Source organism: Pseudomonas sp. GM80 (assembly GCF_000282515.1).
Taxonomy (GTDB): domain Bacteria; phylum Pseudomonadota; class Gammaproteobacteria; order Pseudomonadales; family Pseudomonadaceae; genus Aquipseudomonas.
Genome location: NZ_AKJD01000086.1, coordinates 17,075 through 33,118 on the forward strand (window position 1 = coordinate 17,075; position 16,044 = coordinate 33,118).

Here is a 16,044-nt window from a genome sequence, read left to right on the forward strand (position 1 = left end):
CTTCACACAGGCCGGACAGTGTCGTGGATCAGCCGATCCCACCGCAAGCAGAAAACCAAAAGGCCGCATGAAAACCCGAGGGTTCGCATGCGGCCTTTTCAGTGCCGGACTAACGCTTACTCAGCCTTGGCTTTTGCGCGCTTGTCTTCAACGGTCCACTTGCCGCCGTCGTAGTAAGCTTTCCAACCGGTAGGCTTGCCGTCGACTTCGGTCTGCACGTATTGCTCCTTGGTCTTGCGGCTGTAGCGGATGACCGCTGGCAGACCATCAGGATCCTTCTTCGGAGCGTCGCAGAGGAAGTGGTACTTCGGATCGATTTCGTCCTTGTGCGGCACAATCTCGATCACCAGCGGAGCACGAGTCTCGCGGTTTTTCGGGAACTGACTCGCCGCCAGGAACAGACCGGAGGCACCGTCGCGCAGGATGTAGGTGTCGTTGACCTTTTCGCATTTCAGCTCAGGCATCTTCACCGGATCCATCTTCGGCGGCGCCGCGTCACCGCTCTTCAGCAGTTTGCGGGTGTTCTTGCACTCAGGGTTGGTGCAACCGAAGAACTTGCCGAATCGGCCTGTCTTGAGTTGCATCTCGCTGCCGCACTTGTCGCATTCCAGGCTCGGACCTTCGTAGCCCTTGATGCGATAGCTGCCTTCTTCGATTTCGTAGCCTGCGCAATCGGGGTTGTTACCGCAGATGTGAAGCTTGCGCTTCTCGTCGAGCAGGTAAGCGTCCATCGCCGTGCTGCAGATCGGGCAACGATGCTTGCCGCGCAGCACCAGCGATTCCGATTCACCTTCGTCGTCCGCAGCGATTTCGTCGCCCGGTACCAGATTGACGGTGGCCTTGCAGCGCTCTTTCGGTGGCAGGCTGTAGCCCGAGCAACCGAGGAACACGCCAGTCGATGCGGTGCGTATCTGCATCGGACGACCGCAGGTGGTACACGGAATATCGGTCATCACCGGCTGATTGGCACGCATGCCGTTGTCCGGGTTCTCGGCTACTTCGAGTTTCTTTTTGAAGTCGCCGTAGAATTCGTCCAGCACGCTTTTCCAGTCGCGCTCGCCCTGTGCAACGTCATCGAGGTTCTCTTCCATGCCGGCGGTGAAGCCATAGTCCATGAGGTTCGAGAAGCTCTCCGACAGACGCTCGGTAACGATGTCGCCCATCTTTTCCGAGTAGAAACGACGGTTGTGCAGGGTCACGTAACCGCGATCCTGAATGGTCGAAATGATCGCCGCATAAGTCGAAGGACGACCGATGCCACGTTTTTCCATTTCTTTCACCAGGCTCGCTTCGGAGTAACGCGCCGGCGGCTTGGTGAAGTGCTGGGACGGATCAAGCTTGATCAGCTTCATCACGTCGCCCTGCGCCATATCTGGCAGAACGTCGTCATCGCCTGGTTTGGCGATCTGCGGCATGACGCGGGTGTAACCGTCGAACTTGAGGATGCGGCCTTTGGCACGCAGCTCGAAATCGCCAGCGCCGACGCTGACGGTGGTCGACAGGTACTGGGCTGGCAGCATCTGGCAAGCGAGGAATTGGCGCCAGATCAGCTCATAGAGACGCTCTGCATCACGCTCCATGCCCGCCAGCTTGCTTGGAATGGTGTTGGCGTCGGACGGACGAATCGCTTCGTGAGCCTCTTGTGCGCCTTCCTTGCTGCTGTAGACGTTTGGCGTTTCCGGCAGATACTTCTTGCCGAACTCGTCTTCGATATAAGCACGCGCCATCGTCACGGCATCGGCCGAGAGATTGGTCGAGTCGGTACGCATATAAGTGATGTAGCCAGCTTCGTACAAACGCTGGGCCATCATCATGGTTTTCTTCACGCCAAAGCCCAGGCGGTTGCTCGCAGCCTGTTGCAAAGTGGACGTGATGAACGGCGCCGACGGCTTGCTGCTGGTTGGCTTGTCTTCGCGTTTGACGATGCTGTAGCTGGAAGCTTTGAGCTTCTCCAGCGCGGCCGTAGCCTGAGCTTCGTTCAGTGGCTTGAAGGCTTCGCCTTTCTCGCGGGCCACTTCGAATCGCACGGTCGAGCCTTTGGTGGTGCCGAGATCGGCATGCACTTCCCAGTACTCTTCCGGGTTGAACGCTCGAATTTCGCGCTCACGCTCTACGACCAGCTTCACAGCTACAGATTGCACGCGGCCAGCGGACAGGCCACGGGCGATCTTCGCCCACAGCAGCGGCGAGACCATGTAACCGACAACGCGGTCGAGGAAACGACGCGCCTGCTGAGCGTTGACACGATCGATGTCCAGCTCGCCCGGCTTGGAGAACGCTTCCTGAATCGCCTTCTTGGTGATTTCGTTGAACACCACGCGCTTGTAGCGGCTGTCGTCACCACCGATGGCTTCGCGCAGGTGCCAGGCAATGGCTTCCCCCTCGCGATCCAAGTCGGTTGCGAGATAGATGGTGTCAGCATCTTTGGCGAGCCGGCGCAGCTCTTCGATGACCTTCTCTTTGCCCGGGAGGATCTCGTACTTGGCTTTCCAGCCATGATCGGGATCGACACCCATACGCGAGACCAGCTGCTTGCGCGCTTTCTCTTTCGGCGAGAGCACCGGACCTTCGCCCGCAGCTGCCTTGCCGCGCTTGGCGGCTGGCTCTTTGCTGGCGCTAGCCGAACCGCTGGTGGGCAGGTCTCGAATATGGCCGATACTCGACTTCACCACGTATTGGTTACCCAGATACTTGTTGATGGTCTTGGCCTTAGCCGGGGATTCCACAATGACCAGCGATTTGCCCATGGATCAGAAAATTCCTGAATTCTAGAAGTGAAAGGCGGTTGGCGCCTGACGCGGCACCGCTATATATAGTTGATACAAGGTGAGGTCAAGCACAGGATTCTGTGCGCACTCGCCTTATGCCTTGGAAAAAAGGCTCGGTTCGGCTTGCACCAAAGCAAAGCGTGGCACCTGCTCGCCGTCAACCTCAACCGACTCGAGAAACATGCTCAAAGGGCGCACCCAAAAGCCGTAATCGCCATACAGGGCTTGGTAAAAGACCACTTCTTCTTCGGTTTCCGAATGCCGTGCGACACTGAAAACACGGTACTGCGGACCTTTGTAATGTTGGTAGAGCCCAGGTTGTATCGGCATGCTTTGGCCCTCACTCAAATTTTTTCAAAATAAAAACAAAAATAAATCCACAAAAACAAAAACCGGGGCACTTGGCCCCGGCTTCCATCAACGAGACGCTTAAACGCGTTCGAAGACGGTGGAGATGCCTTGGCCGAGACCAATGCACATAGTGGCCACCCCGAAGGTGCCGCTATTCTGCTTCATCACGTTCAGCAAGGTGCCGGAAATACGGGCACCGGAGCAACCGAACGGGTGACCCAGGGCGATCGCGCCGCCGTGCAGGTTAACCTTCTCGTTCATCTTGTCGAGCACTTTCAGATCTTTCAGCACTGGCAGGGCCTGTGCAGCGAAAGCTTCGTTGAGCTCGAAGAAGTCGATATCGTTGATGCCAAGACCCGCGCGCTTCAGCGCTTTTTGTGTCGCCGGAACTGGACCATAGCCCATGATTGCCGGATCCACACCCGCCACTGCCATCGAACGGATTACCGCCATTGGCTGGATACCCAGGTCCTGCGCACGCTGTGCCGACATCACGATCATGCACGAAGCACCGTCAGTGATCTGCGACGAAGTACCGGCAGTCACGGTGCCGCCCTTTGGATTGAAGGCAGGCTTGAGGGCCGCCAGACTTTCCAGGGTAGTTTCCGGACGAATGGTTTCGTCGTAGTCGAACAGTTTCAGGAAACCGTTCTCGTCGTAGCCCTGCATCGGGATGATTTCGTCTTTGAACTTGCCTTCCACGGTGGCCTTGTGAGCCAACTGGTGGGAACGCACGCCGAAAGCGTCTTGCTGCTCGCGAGTGATGCCGTGCATTTTGCCGAGCATTTCAGCGGTCAGACCCATCATGCCCGAGGCTTTTGCCGCGTACAGCGACATGTGCGGGTTCGGATCGACACCGTGCATCATGCTCACGTGGCCCATATGCTCGACGCCGCCAACCACGAACACGTCACCGTTACCGGTCATGATCGCTTGCGCAGCAGTGTGCAAAGCGCTCATCGAGGAGCCACACAGACGGCTGACGGTCTGACCGGCAGCAGTGTGCGGGATCTGGGTCATCAGCGACGCCATGCGCGCGATGTTCCAGCCCTGCTCCAGAGTCTGGTTGACGCAGCCCCAGATCACGTCTTCGACTTCGTTCGGATCAACCTTGACGTTGCGTTCCAGCAATTTGCTGATCAGGTGTGCCGACATGTCTTCGGCACGGGTGTTGCGGTGCATGCCGCCCTTGGAGCGGCCCATCGGAGTACGACCGAAGTCGACAATCACGACGTCTCTTGGATTCAAGCTCATAAAATTTCACTCTCGCTCAAAAGTTGGGGCGCTTAACCGAAGAACCGTTGGCCGGTTTTGGCCATTTCACGCAGTTTCGCGGTCGGGTGGTACAGCGCGCCCAAATCAGCGTACTGGTCAGCCAGGGCAACGAACTCGGCAACACCGATCGAATCGATGTAGCGCAGTGCACCGCCACGGAATGGAGGGAAACCGATACCGTAGACCAGACCCATGTCGGCTTCAGCGGCGGTTTCAACGATGCCGTCTTCCAGGCAACGCACGGTTTCCAGGCACAGCGGGATCATCATCCAGTTGATGATGTCTTCGTCAGTGACTTCGCGCTGCTCGTAAACGATCGGCTTGAGCACTTCCAGCACCGACGGATCGGCGACTTTCTTCTGCTTGCCTTTCTTGTCGGCCTCGTAGGCGTAGAAGCCCTTGCCGTTCTTCTGACCCAGGCGCTTGGCTTCGTACAGCACGTCGATGGCCGAACGACGGTCATCCTTCATGCGGTCCGGGAAACCTTCAGCCATCACGTCACGACCGTGGTGACCGGTGTCGATACCGACCACGTCCATCAGGTACGCCGGGCCCATCGGCCAGCCGAATTTTTCCATGACCTTGTCGATACGGACAAAGTCCACACCGGCGCTGACCAGCTTGGCGAAACCGCCGAAGTACGGGAACAGAACGCGGTTGACCAGGAAGCCCGGGCAGTCGTTGACGACGATCGGGTTTTTGCCCATTTTCTTGGCGTAGGCAACGGTGGTAGCTACAGCCAGTTCACTCGACTTCTCGCCACGGATCACTTCCACCAGCGGCATCATGTGCACCGGGTTGAAGAAGTGCATGCCGACGAAGTTTTCCGGACGCTTGAGGGCTTTTGCCAACAGGCTGATGGAAATGGTCGAGGTGTTGGACGCGAGGATGGTGTCCTCTTTGACCTGACCTTCGACTTCGGCCAACACAGCTTGCTTGACCTTCGGGTTCTCGACAACAGCTTCGACCACCAGATCAACGTGACCGAAGTCGCCGTAGGACAGGGTCGGACGAATGGCGTTGAGCACTTCGGCCATTTTCGCAGCGGTCATGCGACCTTTATCAACGCGGCCAACCAGCAGTTTGGCGGCTTCGGCCAGACCCTGCTCGATACCGTGCTCGTTGATGTCCTTCATCAGGATCGGCGTACCTTTGGAGGCCGACTGATAAGCGATACCGCCACCCATGATGCCGGCGCCGAGTACGGCAGCCTGCTTCACGTCTTTGGCGATTTCGTCGTAGGCCTTGGCCTTTTTCTTCAGTTCCTGATCGTTCAGGAACAGACCGATCAAGCTCTGCGCGGCAGAGGTCTTGGCCAGTTTGACGAAACCGGCGGCTTCGACTTCCAGCGCCTTGTCACGACCGAAGTTCGCGGCTTTCTGGATGGTCTTGATCGCTTCAACCGGCGCCGGGTAGTTCGGGCCGGCCTGACCGGCAACGAAACCTTTCGCGGTTTCGAAAGCCATCATTTGTTCAATGGCGTTCAGTTTGAGCTTATCCAGCTTCGGCTGACGCTTGGCTTTGTAATCGAACTCGCCAGAGATGGCGCGTTTGATCAGCTCAAGTGCCGCTTCCTGCAGTTTTTCTGGAGCAACCACAGCGTCGACGGCACTGACTTTCAGCGCGTCTTCAGGACGGTTTTCCTTGCCGGAGGCAATCCACTCGATGGCGTTATCGGCACCGATCAGGCGCGGCAGACGCACGGTGCCGCCGAAGCCTGGGTAGATGCCCAGTTTGACTTCCGGCAGACCGATCTTGGCCTTGGTGGACATGACGCGATAGTCAGCCGCCAGGCACATTTCCAGACCGCCGCCCAGGGCGATGCCATTGATGGCCGCTACGGTCGGAACGTTGAGGTCTTCGAAATCGCTGAAGATCTTGTTGGCTTCGAGATTGCCAGCAACCAGCTCGGCATCCGGCAGCTTGAAGTTGTCGACAAATTCGGTGATGTCGGCGCCGACGATAAACACGTCCTTGCCACTGCTGACGATCACGCCCTTGATCGAAGCATCTGCCTTGATGGTGTCTACGGCCTGACGCAGTTCGTTCAGGGTTAGACGGTTGAACTTGTTGACGGACTCACCCTTGAGGTCGAATTTCAATTCGACGATGCCACTTTCAAGAGCTTTAACCGTGATGGCTTTACCTTCGTAAATCATCAACTGATCTCCACGATATGGAAGCTGAACAGTACACGTCGGACGCAGGCGAATGGCTCGGCAGGACGCTTTTTCGTCGATGCTGACGCCAATCCACCCGGCACACCCGCCAACGCGATAGTCGGGATTCTGTAGGAGCGGTCAGTAAGACAAACGCTCAATTCATACGCCCGTTTGATTTGGGTATGTCACCTTCACGGAATTTCCGACAATTGTCAATCGCCCAAAATGCGGGTTGAAATGCGACTTTGCGGTCATTTCCGTACCACGAAGACCAGCAACACGCGTCTGCATGTGAAGCCATTCATAGAATCAATAGTTAGAAAATTCGCCCTAATTCACGCCGAGCCCTGTTTAACGGGCTACGCTGGCTGGACTACAGGGAAATGCACTTAATGCACCCGGCACATCAGCAAAGAATTACCGGCCTGCCTGGCCAACCCCGCCCGATGAATCATGTCGGGCTTTTTATTGCGCGTCTGCCGGACGTTCCCCACCATTGCAGTGGGAAAAGTCCGCGCGTCACGCCAGCGCTTTCAGCGTGGCGTCGATATCTTGCAATACCGTGGCTTCGCCCTTCTCGCCCCAATACAAGGCAATCATCTGCGCATCCGCCTCAATTTTGAAAACGTTGCCCGGCAACTTTTCGAAATGATTGAGCAGCGCGCGGTCTTCGCAGACCTCCTGCCATTGATTGACCCACACACCCGGCGATTTCTGCCAGTAAGTCCAGCACGCGGGTTGTTTGCCACGGCGCGGCCGATGGTATTGCGCACACGGGCTCGGCGGCTCTTGCGACAGCCAGTGCGGCCATTCCTGAGGCGCCAGTTGCATGGCCAGGCCAATGCGCCGCGCCTCCATGCGCAGGGCAATACGGCCGCTTTGCGCGCGCGATGGGCGCAACCATGCCAGCGGACTTAAAACCACCAACAGGATTGACACCACCAACCAGACCGTCATATCTCTACTCCCCATTCTTGGTGAGCGCATTGTGTCACTTTGGAACCAATGCGCTTGAAACCAGCCATACTTAACAATATTGAAACCTCAGGAGGAGCACCTCATGCCCTACCACCACATCCTGGTCGCTGTAGATTTGACTGAAGAGTGCGACCCTGTGATTCACCGCGCCCGCGAGCTTTCCGTGAGCAATGGCGCCAAGCTGTCGCTGGTGCATATCGTCGAGCCAATGGCCATGGCGTTTGGCGGCGACGTGCCGATGGATCTGTCACAACTGCAACAACAGCAGTTCGATCAGGCCAAGGAGCGCCTGGAGCGCCTGAAGCTCAAGTATTCCGAACTCGAAGGCGCCAATTGCCACCTGACCTACGGCCAGCCACGCCAGGAAATCCATCATTTCTCCAAGGAACAAGCGTGCGATCTGATCGTGGTCGGCAGCCATGGTCGTCATGGTCTGGCGCTGTTGCTCGGCTCCACTGCGAATGACGTGCTGCACGGCGCACCTTGCGATGTCCTTGCCGTGCACCTGGTCAAACGCTAACCCTTGTGTAGGAGCTGCCGAAGGCTGCGATCTTTTGACGTTGGTTTTAAAAACAAGATCAAACCATCGCAGCCTTCGGCAGCTCCTACAAAAAGCCCGGCCTCACGCAAATGAGGCCGGGCTTTTTTATTGCCGGATCAATCAGGCATCGAGCTCAGCCCAACGCTCCATCAAAGCATCCAGCTCAGCCTGCAACTGCTCAAGCGAGGCAATGACCTTGGCAGTCTCAGCCGCAGGACGCTGATAGAACCCGGCGTCAGCCATTTCGGCTTCCACGGCAGCGATCTGCTGTTCCTTGGCATCGATATCGCCCGGCAACGCTTCCAGCTCGCGCTGCAGCTTATAGCTCAACTTCTTCTTGGCAGCAGGCGCATCGGCAGGTGCAGCCACGGGCGCCGGCTCAGCCTTTACCACTGCCGAATTCAAGTCAGCCTTGCCCGACTTGCTTTCGGTCACGCCCAGCAGACGCGGCGAGCCGCCCTGACGGATCCAGTCCTGATAGCCGCCGACGTATTCACGCACCTTGCCTTCACCTTCGAAGACCAGTGTGCTGGTGACCACGTTGTCGAGGAATGCCCGGTCGTGGCTGACCATCAGCACGGTGCCGTTGAAGGTCAGCAGCACTTCTTCGAGCAGCTCCAGCGTTTCCACGTCGAGGTCGTTGGTTGGTTCGTCGAGGACCAGCAGGTTAGCCGGTTTGCTGAACAGTTTCGCCAGCAACAGACGCGCACGCTCACCACCCGACAGCGCCTTGACCGGCGTGCGGGCACGCTGCGGGCTGAACAGGAAGTCGCCAAGGTAGCTCAGCACATGGCGGCTCTGACCGTCGATATCGATGAAATCGCGACCTTCGGCGACGTTGTCGATAACGGTTTTTTCCAGATCCAGCTGGTGGCGCAACTGGTCGAAGTAGGCCACGTCGATCCGCGTGCCTTCTTCCACTTTGCCGCTGGTCGGTTGCAGACCGCTGAGCATCAGTTTCAACAGCGTGGTCTTGCCTGTACCGTTGGCGCCAAGCAGACCAATACGGTCGCCGCGCGTCAGCACCATCGAGAAATCCTTGATCAGGAACGGGCCGCCCGGGTGAGCGAAACTCACGTTCTCGAGCACCATCACCTGCTTGCCGGACTTGTCGGCAGTGTCCAGCTGAATGTTGGCCTTGCCGGTGCGCTCACGACGTTCACTACGCTCGACGCGCAAGGCTTTCAGGGCGCGGACGCGGCCTTCGTTACGGGTGCGGCGCGCCTTGATGCCCTGGCGGATCCAGACTTCTTCCTGGGCCAGTTTCTTGTCGAACAGCGCGTTGGCGGTTTCTTCAGCGGCCAGCGCGGCTTCTTTGTGCACGAGGAAACTGGCGTAGTCGCCGTTCCAGTCGATCAGGCCGCCGCGATCCAGCTCGAGGATGCGCGTGGCGAGGTTTTGCAGGAAAGAACGGTCGTGCGTGATGAACAGCACGGCGCCCTGGAAATCTTTCAGTGCTTCTTCGAGCCAGGCAATCGCACCGATGTCCAGGTGGTTGGTCGGTTCGTCGAGCAGCAGCAGATCCGGCTCGGACACCAGCGCCTGCGCCAGCAGCACGCGACGACGCCAGCCGCCGGACAACTGGGCGAGGGTCTTGTCGGCCGGCAGTTGCAGGCGGCTCAAGGTGCTATCGACCAGCGTCTGCAAACGCCAGCCATCACGGGCTTCGAGATCTTGCTGAACGTGCATCAGCTTGTTCAGGTCTTCTTCAGTGACGCAGTTCTGTGCAAGGTGATGGTATTCGGCGAGCAACGCGCCCACGCCATCAAGGCCTTCAGCGACCACGTCAAACACTGTCCGATCGTCGGCCACTGGCAATTCTTGCGGCAATTCGCCGATTTTCAGACCGGGTGCACGCCACACCGAGCCGTCATCAGGCTTCTGGTCACCCTTGACCAGTTTCATCATGCTGGACTTGCCAGTGCCGTTGCGGCCGATGATGCACACCCGCTCACCACGGGCGATCTGCCAGGATACCTTGTCCAACAACGGCATAGCGCCGAACGCAAGGGACACATCGCTGAATTTGAGCAGGGTCATGAGCTTCTCCAAAAACCGGGCGCGCATTCTACCTGAGTTAGGGCTTCAACAGGCCGGCAATTTGTCTGTCGAAGCACTCTGCACAACATTTGTTGCGAACTTGTGCTGTGAGGCCGGCAAAGCTTTCGCCGCTTGCTGGCAAAAGGCTAAGCTACAGACAATTCAGTGCTGATTCGTGTCGGCACTTGTCATGATTTCTCTGCCCGGATGTCTCATGCGCAGTCGCCTTTTCAGTGTTTTGTCCTGTTTGCTACTTTCCGCCGCTGCCGTTCAATCCGCCCAGGCGGTGGACCTGTCCACCCAACGCCAGTATTACGATGAAGCCAAGCGCGCCCTGGCCAAGGGTGATACCGGCCCGTATTTCCGTTACAGCCAGGCGCTGGCCGATTACCCGCTGGAACCGTATCTGGCTTACGACGAATTGACCGCGCGCCTGAAAAGCGCAAGCAACGAGGAAATCGAAAAATTCCTCGCCGAGCACGGTGACCTGCCCCAGGCCAACTGGATGAAGCTGCGCTGGTTGCGCTGGCTGGCCGACCGTGGCGATTGGGCGACCTTCGTCAAGTATTACGACCCGAAACTCAACTTCACCGAACTGGACTGCCTGAATGCGCAGTACCAGATCACACACAACAAGAAAGCCGAGGGCTATGCCAACGCCGACAAGCTCTGGCTGACCGGTAAATCGCAGCCCGCCGCGTGTGACGCGCTGTTCGGCATTTGGGCCGCTGACGGCCAACTGACTGAACAGAAACGCTGGGAGCGCACCAAACTCGCCGCCCAGGCGCGCAACTATCCGCTGGCCAACAGCCTCGTTAACGGACTGACCACCCTCGCCCCGCGCGGTCGTTTGCTGGTCGATGTCGCACAGAAACCCGAGTTGCTCAACCAGCCGTCACGCTTCACCCCGGCGGATGAACCAATGTCTGACGTGGTCAGCCTCGGCCTGCGCCGCCTCGCCCGTCAGGATCCGGACAAGGCCATGGCCCTGCTCGACGGTTATGCCAGCAGCATGCATTTCTCCCGTGATGAGAAAGTTGCGATCGCCCGGGAAATCGGCCTGACCCTGGCCCGGCGTTTCGACAGCCGCGCACTGGACGTGATGACCAAATACGACCCGGAGCTGCGTGACAACACCGTCTCCGAATGGCGTTTGCGCCTGCTGTTGCGTCTGGCGCGTTGGGACGATGCCTATCAACTGACCAAACGTCTGCCGCAGGATCTGGCCACCACCAACCGCTGGCGCTACTGGCAGGCACGCAGCCTGGAACTGGCGCAACCGCAGAACCCGGAAGCGCAGAACCTATACAAAAATCTGGCGCGCGAACGTGATTTCTACGGCTTTCTCGCCGCCGACCGCTCGCAATCGCCGTACTCGTTGAACAACAAGCCACTGGTGCTCAGCCAGGCGCTGATCAACAAAGTGCGCAACACCCCTGGCGTTCGCCGCGCGCTGGAATTCCATGCCCGTGGGCAGATCGTTGACGGTCGCCGCGAGTGGTACCACGTCAGCCGTCACTTCAACCGCGACGAAATGGTTGCCCAGGCGAAACTGGCTTATGACCTGAAGTGGTACTTCCCGGCGATTCGCACCATCAGCCAGGCGCAATACTGGGACGATCTGGACATTCGTTTCCCGATGGCCCACCGCGACACCCTCGTGCGTGAAGCCAAGGTTCGCGGCCTGCATTCGAGCTGGGTGTTTGCCATTACCCGTCAGGAAAGCGCGTTCATGGACGACGCCCGCTCCGGCGTCGGTGCCAGCGGCCTGATGCAACTGATGCCTGCCACCGCCAAGGAAACCGCGCGCAAATTCAGCATCCCGCTGGCCTCGCCGCAGCAGGTGCTCGATCCGGACAAGAACATCCAGCTCGGCGCCGCCTATCTGAGCCAGGTTCACAGCCAATTCAACGGCAACCGCGTCCTCGCCTCCGCCGCCTACAACGCCGGCCCGGGTCGAGTGCGTCAATGGCTGCGTGGCGCTGATCACCTGAGTTTCGACGTCTGGGTGGAAAGCATCCCGTTCGACGAAACCCGCCAGTACGTGCAAAACGTACTGTCGTACTCGGTGATCTACGGCCAGAAACTCAACTCACCACAGCCGCTGGTGGATTGGCACGAACGTTACTTTGATGACCAATAACCTGTAGGAGCTGCCGCAGGCTGCGATCTTTTGATCCTGCTTAAAAAAATGCCCGCATTTTCATGCGGGCATTTTTAATTCAAAAGCCTGCGGCAGCTCCTACAGGTGCCTATAGCTGATCATCCGTCGATGCAAGCAATGCCCATCAGAGTTGATCAGCCGTGACTTTTCCATCATTGAACTGCAACGCCGCCAACCGCGCGTACAGCGGATTGCTGGCAATCAGTTCCTGATGGGTGCCGATAGCGACAAGCTGTCCCTGATCCATAACCGCGATCCGGTCGGCGTTTTTCACGGTAGCCAGGCGATGGGCGATGACCAGCGTGGTGCGGTTCTGCATCAGGCTCGGCAGGGCTTCCTGGATCAGGTGTTCGCTCTGAGCATCGAGGGCGCTGGTGGCCTCGTCCAGCAGCAGGATCGGTGCGTCGACGAGCAACGCGCGGGCAATCGCCAGGCGTTGGCGCTGGCCACCCGAAAGGCCCAGCCCGCCGTCGCCCAGATGGGTCTGGTAACCATTGGGCATCTTTTCGATGAAGTCGTGGGCGTGAGCAATTTTTGCAGCCTCCTTGACCTGCTCCAGGGTCGCTCCGGGATTGCCGTAACGAATATTCTCTTCAACGCTGCCGAAAAACAGCGCCGGCGACTGAGACACCAACGCAAAGTGGCGACGCAGATCCAGCGGATCGAGACGGGTCAGCGGCACGCCATCGATGAGGATCTGCCCTTCCAGCGGGTCGTAAAAACGCAACAGCAGGTCGTACACCGTGGACTTGCCAGCACCGGACGGCCCTACCAATGCCAGTGTTTCACCGGCCCGGATCGTCAGATTCAAACCGTTGACCGCGTAACTTTCCGGACGCGACGGGTAGGAGAACCGTACATCCTGCAACTGCAGTTCACCCGTGACCCGCTCCGGCAAGGTTACCAGCCCCGCAGCAGGTGGCTGGATGATGTTTTGGGAACCGAGCAACTCTGCAATCCGTTCGGCTGCGCCCGCCGCGCGCTGCAGTTCGCCAATCACTTCACTCAGGGTGCCGATCGCACTGCCGACGATCAGGCTGTAAAAGACAAAAGCGGCCAGTTCGCCACCGGTGATTCGCCCGGCAATCACGTCCATGCCGCCGACCCACAACATCACCGCCACCGCGCCCAGCACCAGCACGATGACCATGGTGATCATCCACGAGCGCTGGAAGATGCGTTTGCGCGCCGTGTCGAAAGCCTCCTCGACCGTAGACGCAAAACGCCGCTCGTCCTGCACCTGATGGTTGTAGGCCTGTACGGTTTTGATCTGGCCAAGGGTTTCGGACACATAGCTGCCGATATCGGCGACCCGGTCCTGGCTCAACCGCGACAGGTTGCGTACGCGTCGACCGAAAATCAGGATCGGTGCAACCACGAACGGCAAGGCAATCACCACGATGCTGGTGAGTTTTGCATTGGTGACGAACAAAAGGATGACGCCGCCGATGACCATCAGCAGGTTGCGCAAGAACATCGACAGCGACGAACCGATCACCGATTGCAACAGTGTCGTGTCGGCTGTCAGCCGTGACTGAATCTCCGAACTGCGGTTGTTCTCGTAAAAGCCGGGGTGCAGATAAACCAGATGGTTGAACACCTCGCGGCGAATATCGGCCACACAACGCTCGCCGATCCATGACACCCAGTAAAACCGCGCGAACGTGCCCACCGCCAGGCCCAGCACCATCAACATGAAGATGCCAATGCTCTGGTTGAGCTGATGCGGCGACTGGGTCATGAAGCCCCGATCGACCAACAATTTGATGCCCTGCCCCATCGACAATGTGACGGCAGCGGTGACGATCAACGCCAGCAGCGCACCAATGACTTGCCAGCGGTAAGGGGCCAGAAATCGACTGGTCAGGCGCAGGGCGCGACGGTGCCGTGAGGAAAACTTCGGGGTCATTCAGGTACACATCCGTGTTGATGAAAGGGCTAGCCTAAACCTTCTATGGGGTGGAACTCTGTAAATCACAATGAGTCAGGTTAAATATGCCCCCAAAGACTAGGCCATAGTTGCTATCGGTCTAAGGTCTCGGTTGAGACCAGCGGTCATTTCTGTTTGAGTGGAGATGCCGCTGTCGACAGACCGCAGGGAGTTGTCACAGCCCGGTCACGTGGCGGTTTTAACCTGAGTACACAACCTGATGAGGAGACAGGCCATGTCCTTGCAATACAGCAGCGATGACAAGATTGAAGTGATCCGCACCAAACCCGGCCAGACTCTGGGTTGCTCGATTATTGATGAACAGGGCCGCGAAGTACCGATCACTGAAGACATGATCCAGCAAGCGTGCAGCGAACTGGACAAGCGATTGGTCAAGCCTGCCGAACAAGAGTGATGTAGCCAGCGTCTTCCTGACCCGGCCCTTTTTGGCCGGGTTTTTTCTGTCTGAACACTTGAGCTTTGCGTTGGAGCGATCGCTGGCAAGCCAGCTCCCACAGGATTTTCGTCGTGCTCAAAGTCCGAGTACACCCGCGAAACCTGTGGGAGCTGGCTTGCCAGCGATGAAGCCACCTCGGTCTTTAAACAGCCACCGCGCCGAGTGCCGCCACAATCTGCTGCAACGCCGGTGATTCGCCTTCGATGCGCACCTTCAGCCCCTCGATCTCGCGCCGCACCGGATACTGCTTGCGCAACACATCAAACGCCGCACGCTGCTCAGCCACATTGCCTACGAGACTAGGACGAAAATCCGCATCATCGCGGCGCGGGTCGTACACGCCACGGCACAACATCGCCAGCGCCCAGGCCGGATCGCTCTCGCCGTGCAGGGAAACTTCCGACAACCACGGTGCTGGCAGCAAGTCACTGAGCTGGATGCTCGCGGGCTGACCGGTAAATTCACAGTACGCCTGATAGATCTGCGCCGTGCCGCGCTGTTTGCCATCGAGGCTGTAACCGGCGATGTGCGGCGTAGCCAATACGCAGAGCTCAGCCAGCGCGACGTCAACTTCAGGTTCGGCTTCCCAGACATCGAGCACCGCTTGCAGGTCTTCACGCTCCAGCAGGACATTGCGCAGCGCAGCGTTATCGACCACCGGGCCACGCGCGGCGTTGATCAGCCAGGTGCCGGGCTTGAGTTGCTGCAAACGCTGCTGATCGAACAAATGCCAGGTCGCGCCATCACCGCTGCGGGTCAACGGCGTGTGCAGACTGATCACGTCGCACTGCTCGATGATCTGTTCGAGGCTGACGAAATCGCTGCCCTCGGCAGCCTGACGCGGCGGATCGCAGACCTTGACGTTCCAGCCCAGACCTTGCAGAACCTTGATCAGCCGACCGCCGACCTCGCCGGCACCGACAATGCCGTAGGTGCGTTGAGTCAGATCGACGCCCTCGATTTCGGCGAGCGTCATCAGGCTGCCCAGCACGTAATCGACCACGCCACGGGCGTTGCAGCCGGGGGCACTCGACCAGGTGATGCCGGCTTCATTAAAGTAATCGAGGTCCAGATGATCGGTACCGATGGTGCAGGTGCCGACGAATCGGACCTTGCTGCCCGCAAGCAGCGCCCGGTTGACCTGGGTCACCGAACGCACAAGCAGCACGTCGGCCTGCTCGACCGTCGCACGGTCGATGGAACGGCCCGGCACTCGGCGGATCTCGCCGAAACCGGCAAAAAAAGCGTCGAGCAGCGGAATATTTTCGTCGGCAACAATCAGCATAGGGGGCTCCTTGGGCGAATCGGCAGTCTAACTGTAGGAGCTGCCGCAGGCTGCGATCTTTTGATCCTGATCTTAAAAACAAGATCAAAAGAT

The 16,044-nt window shown here is 58.5% G+C and carries 11 protein-coding genes; 3 read left to right on the plus strand and 8 right to left on the minus strand.

The genetic code is table 11. The annotated features are described in order from the left end of the window. Positions 1 to 116 precede the first annotated feature (116 nt). From topA to PMI37_RS15085, 5 genes are all read right to left on the minus strand, one after another. A complete protein-coding gene (topA, locus tag PMI37_RS15065; protein ID WP_008082212.1) occupies positions 117 to 2,747 on the minus strand; it encodes a type I DNA topoisomerase in 2,631 nt (876 codons plus the stop codon). Between the two features lie 114 nt (positions 2,748 to 2,861). Next, entirely contained in the window at positions 2,862 to 3,098 is a 237-nt protein-coding gene (locus PMI37_RS15070) for a DUF1653 domain-containing protein (protein WP_007910467.1), read from the minus strand. Positions 3,099 to 3,197: 99 nt separating this feature from the next. Further along, positions 3,198 to 4,373 (minus strand): acetyl-CoA C-acyltransferase FadA, encoded by a 1,176-nt coding sequence (fadA, locus tag PMI37_RS15075; protein ID WP_008082213.1) that lies wholly within the window; start codon positions 4,371 to 4,373, stop codon positions 3,198 to 3,200. 32 nt (positions 4,374 to 4,405) lie between these two features. Next, on the minus strand, positions 4,406 to 6,553 hold the full coding sequence (fadB, locus tag PMI37_RS15080; protein WP_008082214.1) for a fatty acid oxidation complex subunit alpha FadB: 2,148 nt from the start codon (positions 6,551 to 6,553) through the stop codon (positions 4,406 to 4,408). Between the two features lie 522 nt (positions 6,554 to 7,075). After that, complete coding sequence (locus PMI37_RS15085) at positions 7,076 to 7,513, minus strand: hypothetical protein (RefSeq protein WP_008082215.1); 438 nt, start codon at positions 7,511 to 7,513, stop codon at positions 7,076 to 7,078. Between the two features lie 103 nt (positions 7,514 to 7,616). Here PMI37_RS15085 and PMI37_RS15090 point away from each other — a divergent pair, with 103 nt between their 5' ends. After that, positions 7,617 to 8,054, plus strand: coding sequence for a universal stress protein (locus PMI37_RS15090; RefSeq protein WP_008082223.1), 438 nt, complete (start codon positions 7,617 to 7,619; stop codon positions 8,052 to 8,054). Between the two features lie 141 nt (positions 8,055 to 8,195). On the opposite strand, the gene PMI37_RS15095 is transcribed toward PMI37_RS15090, so the two are convergent. Then, on the minus strand, positions 8,196 to 10,115 hold the full coding sequence (locus PMI37_RS15095; RefSeq protein ID WP_008082224.1) for an ATP-binding cassette domain-containing protein: 1,920 nt from the start codon (positions 10,113 to 10,115) through the stop codon (positions 8,196 to 8,198). Between the two features lie 214 nt (positions 10,116 to 10,329). On the opposite strand from PMI37_RS15095, the gene PMI37_RS15100 reads away from it, so the two are divergent. Continuing rightward, positions 10,330 to 12,258, plus strand: a complete 1,929-nt coding sequence (locus PMI37_RS15100) for a transglycosylase SLT domain-containing protein (RefSeq protein WP_008082225.1) — start codon at positions 10,330 to 10,332, stop codon at positions 12,256 to 12,258. 145 nt (positions 12,259 to 12,403) lie between these two features. Here PMI37_RS15100 and PMI37_RS15105 read toward each other — a convergent pair whose 3' ends face one another. Continuing rightward, on the minus strand, positions 12,404 to 14,188 hold the full coding sequence (locus tag PMI37_RS15105) for an ABC transporter transmembrane domain-containing protein (protein WP_008082227.1): 1,785 nt from the start codon (positions 14,186 to 14,188) through the stop codon (positions 12,404 to 12,406). Positions 14,189 to 14,444: 256 nt separating this feature from the next. On the opposite strand from PMI37_RS15105, the gene PMI37_RS15110 reads away from it, so the two are divergent. Next, positions 14,445 to 14,624 carry a PA1571 family protein gene (locus tag PMI37_RS15110; protein WP_008082229.1) on the plus strand — a complete coding sequence of 60 codons (180 nt, stop codon included), beginning with the start codon at positions 14,445 to 14,447 and terminating at the stop codon, positions 14,622 to 14,624. 184 nt (positions 14,625 to 14,808) lie between these two features. Here the strand turns inward: PMI37_RS15110 and pdxB are convergent, their stop codons facing one another. Continuing rightward, a complete protein-coding gene (gene pdxB / locus PMI37_RS15115) occupies positions 14,809 to 15,951 on the minus strand; it encodes a 4-phosphoerythronate dehydrogenase PdxB (protein WP_008082236.1) in 1,143 nt (380 codons plus the stop codon). Positions 15,952 to 16,044 lie beyond the last annotated feature (93 nt).

Excerpts from the sequence above, each read along its gene's own strand:
- PMI37_RS15110 (WP_008082229.1), top strand. The coding sequence starts at position 14,445 with ATGTCCTTGCAATACAGCAGCGATGACAAGATTGAAGTGATCCGCACC.
- topA (WP_008082212.1), bottom strand. The coding sequence starts at position 2,747 with ATGGGCAAATCGCTGGTCATTGTGGAATCCCCGGCTAAGGCCAAGACC.
- PMI37_RS15100 (WP_008082225.1), top strand. The coding sequence starts at position 10,330 with ATGCGCAGTCGCCTTTTCAGTGTTTTGTCCTGTTTGCTACTTTCCGCC.
- fadA (WP_008082213.1), bottom strand. The coding sequence starts at position 4,373 with ATGAGCTTGAATCCAAGAGACGTCGTGATTGTCGACTTCGGTCGTACT.
- PMI37_RS15090 (WP_008082223.1), top strand. The coding sequence starts at position 7,617 with ATGCCCTACCACCACATCCTGGTCGCTGTAGATTTGACTGAAGAGTGC.
- fadB (WP_008082214.1), bottom strand. The coding sequence starts at position 6,553 with ATGATTTACGAAGGTAAAGCCATCACGGTTAAAGCTCTTGAAAGTGGC.
- pdxB (WP_008082236.1), bottom strand. The coding sequence starts at position 15,951 with ATGCTGATTGTTGCCGACGAAAATATTCCGCTGCTCGACGCTTTTTTT.
- PMI37_RS15070 (WP_007910467.1), bottom strand. The coding sequence starts at position 3,098 with ATGCCGATACAACCTGGGCTCTACCAACATTACAAAGGTCCGCAGTAC.
- PMI37_RS15095 (WP_008082224.1), bottom strand. The coding sequence starts at position 10,115 with ATGACCCTGCTCAAATTCAGCGATGTGTCCCTTGCGTTCGGCGCTATG.
- PMI37_RS15105 (WP_008082227.1), bottom strand. The coding sequence starts at position 14,188 with ATGACCCCGAAGTTTTCCTCACGGCACCGTCGCGCCCTGCGCCTGACC.
- PMI37_RS15085 (WP_008082215.1), bottom strand. The coding sequence starts at position 7,513 with ATGACGGTCTGGTTGGTGGTGTCAATCCTGTTGGTGGTTTTAAGTCCG.